This window comes from Micromonospora sp. D75 (assembly GCF_018070405.1).
In the GTDB taxonomy this organism is placed as follows: Bacteria; Actinomycetota; Actinomycetes; order Mycobacteriales; family Micromonosporaceae; genus Micromonospora; species Micromonospora chalcea.
The window spans coordinates 1-4,426 of record NZ_JAGPXV010000513.1; the positions used below are offsets into that span (position 1 = coordinate 1).

Annotated in this window: 5 protein-coding genes and 1 pseudogene; 3 read left to right on the forward strand and 3 right to left on the reverse strand. The window is 75.6% G+C overall.

Annotated elements, in window-relative coordinates:
• Positions 1–648: pseudogene (locus KBX39_RS24390) on the reverse strand (sugar ABC transporter permease); the annotation flags it as partial.
• Between the two features lie 114 nt (positions 649–762).
• Between KBX39_RS24390 and KBX39_RS24395 the strand changes: the two are divergent.
• Complete coding sequence (locus tag KBX39_RS24395) at positions 763–1,692, forward strand: diacylglycerol kinase family protein (RefSeq protein ID WP_210872686.1); 930 nt, start codon at positions 763–765, stop codon at positions 1,690–1,692.
• A gap of 5 nt (positions 1,693–1,697) precedes the next feature.
• Here KBX39_RS24395 and KBX39_RS24400 read toward each other — a convergent pair whose 3' ends face one another.
• Together KBX39_RS24400 and KBX39_RS24405 are read right to left on the reverse strand one after the other, a co-directional pair.
• Entirely contained in the window at positions 1,698–1,958 is a 261-nt protein-coding gene (locus tag KBX39_RS24400) for a hypothetical protein (RefSeq protein WP_064445871.1), read from the reverse strand.
• Entirely contained in the window at positions 1,955–2,353 is a 399-nt protein-coding gene (locus KBX39_RS24405; RefSeq protein ID WP_210872688.1) for a DUF2267 domain-containing protein, read from the reverse strand. Before KBX39_RS24405 ends, KBX39_RS24400 begins: the two co-directional genes overlap by 4 nt.
• 135 nt (positions 2,354–2,488) lie before the next feature.
• On the opposite strand from KBX39_RS24405, the gene KBX39_RS24410 reads away from it, so the two are divergent.
• Positions 2,489–3,241: a dienelactone hydrolase family protein gene (locus tag KBX39_RS24410; protein ID WP_210872690.1), complete on the forward strand. Its 753-nt coding sequence runs from the start codon at positions 2,489–2,491 to the stop codon at positions 3,239–3,241.
• A 60-nt stretch (positions 3,242–3,301) separates the two neighbouring features.
• Positions 3,302–4,426: aromatic acid exporter family protein (locus KBX39_RS24415; RefSeq protein ID WP_210872691.1), on the forward strand; the 1,125-nt coding region annotated here is incomplete at its 3' end.

Consider the following 4,426-nt stretch of genomic DNA (forward strand, 5'->3'; position numbering starts at 1 on the left):
GGTGTAGGTCTGCAGGGCGGCGGCGAGGACGCCCAGGCCGAGCAGCCCGCCGACAGTCAGCATGGCGGGCGCGGGCCGCTGGTCGGGGTCCCGCCGGCGCAGGGCGCTCAGGTACAGCGTCGCGGCCACCGCGACGACCAGCCCGAACGTCACCTGTGCCAGCGCCGAGACGAGGAACGTCCGGGGGGACTGCAGATCCTGGGTGAGGGTGCCGTCCTCGATGCCCTCGGCGCGCCGGCCGAGGTACACCGCGACCGGCGCGTACGCGGCGAGCGGCAGCGCCAGCACGCCCCGGGTGACCAGGCGGGCGACCCGGCCGGCCCGGTCGGCGAGGACGGCGAGCAGCGGCGCGGCGAGCAGCGCCACCGCCAGCGGGATCAGGGCGAGCAGCACCGCGAACCCGACCTGCCCGGCGAAGCCGGAGGTGAGGGCGGCCTCGTAGTTCGCCGTACCGGCCGACTCGCCCGAGCCGCGCGGCCCGTCACCCTGGAAGCTGCGGGCCACTGTGGACAGGGTGGGCAGGACGTACGACCAGACCCAGGCGATCACGGCCGGGACGATCAGCGCCAGCCCGATCAGGGTCCGCGCCGGGCGGTTCGGCTGGGTGTGCTGGGGCGCTGGCGCCTGCGGTGTTGCCGGCTGATTCATCGGGACATCCACCCTCGAAGATCGACGATCACGGCCGTCGCGACGGTAACCGATGCCGTCCACGTCGGCAGCGCGACCGGACCGCTGCCGGGCGGGGCGGCTACTGTCGCAACCGTGCGGAGCAAGCAGGAGCTGACCACGGCGATCCGGGGACGACGGCGGGCGGCGCTGGTGGTCAACGCCCACTCCCGCCGTGGCCGGCGGCTCTACGACACCGTCCACGGCCGCCTGCGCGCGGCCGGGTTCACGCTGCTCGGCGCGTACCCGGTGGACCGGCCCGGCGAACTGGACCGGGTGCTCGCCGAGGCCGCCGACCTCGGGCCGGACCTGCTGGTCACCGGCGGCGGCGACGGCACCGTCGGCGCGGCCGCCCGGCTGCTCGCCCACCGGGACGTCGCGCTGGGTCTGCTGCCGCTGGGCACCACCAACAACTTCGCCCGCACCGTCGGCGTGCCGCTCGACCTGGACGCCGCGATCGCGGTGCTCACCGACGGCAAGGTGATCGACGTCGACCTGGGCCTGATCGGCGACACCCGGTTCACCAACCACGTCGGGATCGGGCTGTCCGCCGACATCATGCAGGCCGCGCCGCCGGGGCTGAAGCGGGCCGCCGGGCGGCTCGCGTACCCGATGACCGGGCTGGGTCTGCTGGCCCGGCACCGGCCGCTGCGCGTGACGGTCCGCGCCGAGGGACGCGAGCACACGTTCACCACCCATCAGGTGTACGTGGCAAACGGCGGTTTCCACGCCGGCCGCCCGATCACCGCCGACGCCACCGCCGACGACCGGCTGCTGGTCGCGTACCCGGTGGGTGGGCCGACCCGGCGCGGGCTGCTGCGCGAGACGGCGCGCAACGCGGCGGCCGGCCACCGCCGCACGCTCGGCGACGAGCCGTTCCTGGCGGTACGCCAGCTGTGGCTGGACACCGACCGGCCGGCCCGCATCGAGGTCGACGGCGAGCCGTACGGGCAGACCCCGGTCCGGATCGGTCTGGACCCGAACGCGCTGCGGCTGATGGCCCGGGCGGACAGCCCGGACCACTGAGCCGGTCAGGCCCAGTGCTCCTCGTCGGGCAGCGGGATCTCCGTGTTCTGCTCCACCGCGTCGGCGGCGGTCAGATCGTCGCGTACCGACTCGCCCAGGCCGGCGCGGTCGCTCGGCGGGCGCAGCACGCCCTGCTCGGCCAGGTCCGCCTCGCTCGCCTCGGGCACCGCCCTGTCTACCGTGTCGGGTGGCCCGACGAGCGTCTCGTCCTGCCGTTGCTCCTGCGCGTCGGCCTCGGGCGGGCGGCGCAGCGCGTCCTCGCTCACGCGGTGCGCCGCACGTACGGGGCGCTCTGGTCGGCCACGTCGCCGTACTCGGCGGGAAGCTGCGTGACGACCTGGGCGTACGCGGCCGGGTCGACGGCGTCGCGCAGCACGTCGAACACCGCCGTGATGCCGTCGCGGGCGGCGTCCACGTCCACGTCGGCGCGTCCGCTGACCCGCTCCACGAACACGTCGAGCCCGAACGGCTCGGCCGCCTCGGCCGGGCCGAACGCGTAGGCCCGCAGCGCCTCGGGCAGCTGGTCGGCAAGGTCGCGGGCCTCCCCGCCGTCGATCCGCTCGGCCAGCGTCGTCAACGTCGCCCGGGTGATCGCCGTGGCCTGCTCCGCGGACGCGCCGCACCGCCGGGCCACCGCGCCGATGAACTGATCCTGGTCCATCTCGCCGCCTTCCTCCGCTGGGATTGCCGGATTCCCACGCTGGACGTCGGCAAACGGGTCGCGAGCCCGAGGCGCCGGCGCCGCCGGGCCGGGGGTAGCGTGCAGCCCGGAACCCGCAGCAAGGAGGCCCCGACAGTGCAGCCGACGACCGTGGACGTGCCCACCCCCGACGGAACGGCTGACGCCTACCTGGCGCGGCCGGACTCCGGTGGCCCCTTCCCGCCCGTCCTGCTGTTCATGGACGCCTTCGGGCTGCGGTCCCGGGTGGCGGAGATGGCCGCGACGATCGCCGAGCGCGGATACGTCGTGCTGGCGCCCAACCTGTTTTACCGCGCCGGACGCGCCCCGCTGATCGACCTCGGCGCGCTCGCCGACGACAGCCGCCGCGGCGCCCTGTTCGAGAGCATCGGGCCGATGATGGCCGCACTGACGCCGGAGACGGTGGCCCGGGACACCGCCGCCTACCTGGACTTCCTCGCCGCCCAGCCGGACGTCGCGCCGGGTCCGGCGGCGATCACCGGGTACTGCATGGGCGGCATGAACGCGCTGCGCGCGATCGAGGCGCTGCCGGACCGGATCGCCGCGGCGGCCGCGTTCCACGCCGGGCGGGTGGTCACCGACGCGCCGGACAGCCCGCACCTGGGCCTCGGCACGGTGAGCGGCGAGCTCTACTTCGGGCACGCCGACGCCGACCCGTCGATGACCGCCGAGCAGATCGCCGTGCTGAAGAAGGCGCTGGACGCGGCCGGTGTCACCTACCGCTCCGAGGTCTATCCCGGCGCCCGCCACGGCTACACCCAGTCGGACACGCCGATGTACGACGAGCAGGCCACGAAGCGGCACTGGGCCGCGTTGTTCGACCTGCTCGACCGCACCTTCGGGCGCTGATCCGGGCGCCGGCCGGGCCGGGCGGACGATTCACCGGCACGGGGGCGGGTAACCGGCGACATGGCCGACCGCCCTCGCGACACCGTCCGCTCGCCCCTGGACCGGGTGGTCGAGCGGGGCGGCAGCGCCCTCGCCCGGGCCCGTGCCGAGGGCGGCATGGCCAGCCGGAACCGGATGCGCCAACTGGAGATCACCGTGGTGATCTCCGCGCAGGCCGGGCTGGCCGCGGCGCTCGCCGCGCTGCTCGCCCAGTGGCTGCTCGGCTCCGGCGGGCACGTCTTCGCCCCGGCCGCCGCGGTCGGCACCATCGCCACCGCGATCGGCCAGCGGGCCCGGCGCACGTTCGAACTGCTCATCGGCGTGGGCCTCGGCATCGTGGTCGGTGACCTGCTGCGCGCCCTGCTCGGCAGCGGCTCCTGGCAGACGGGCCTGGTGGTCACGCTCGCCATCGCCACCGCGCTGCTGGTGGCCGGGCGCGGCGGCGCGCTGGTCGGCCAGGCGGGCGGTACGGCGGTGCTGATCGCCACGCTCGCGCCGGTGCAGCCCGGCCTGGAACTGCCCCGGCTCTTCGACGCGCTGGTGGGCGGGCTGGTCGGCCTGTTCGTGGTGGCGCTGCTGCTGCCGGTCAACCCGATCCGGGTGCTGGGCAAGGCGGTGGAGCCGGTGACCGCCGGGCTCACCGCGCAACTCGACGCCGTCGCGCACGCGCTGACCCGGCGCGACGCCGACGAGGCTCAGCGCGCGTTGGAGGACCTGCGCGGACTCGAGCCGGACATCGGGCGGCTCAACGACGCGCTCAGCGGGGCCGAGGAGGTGGTGACCATCGCGCCCGTCCGCTGGCGCCGCCGGGCCCAGTTCCACAGGTACGCCGAGGCGACGCAGCACCTGGAACGGCTGGTGCTCTACGCCCGGTCGATCGCCCGGCGCTCCGCCACCGCGTTGCAGTACGACGAGCCGATCCCGCCCGCGCTGCCGGACGCGGTGGTCCGCCTCGGCGCGGCCACGCGGGAGCTGAACCGGGCCTGCCGCGGCGGCGACGACGAGGACCTGGAACGCACCCGGGAGTTGGTGCGGGAGGGCGCGGAGCTGGCCGGACGCGCGTGGTCGCAGGGGGTGCGCACCTACGGCGAAGCGATGATCAGCGACCTGCGGACCGCGCAGAGCGAGCTGCTGCGGGCCACCGGC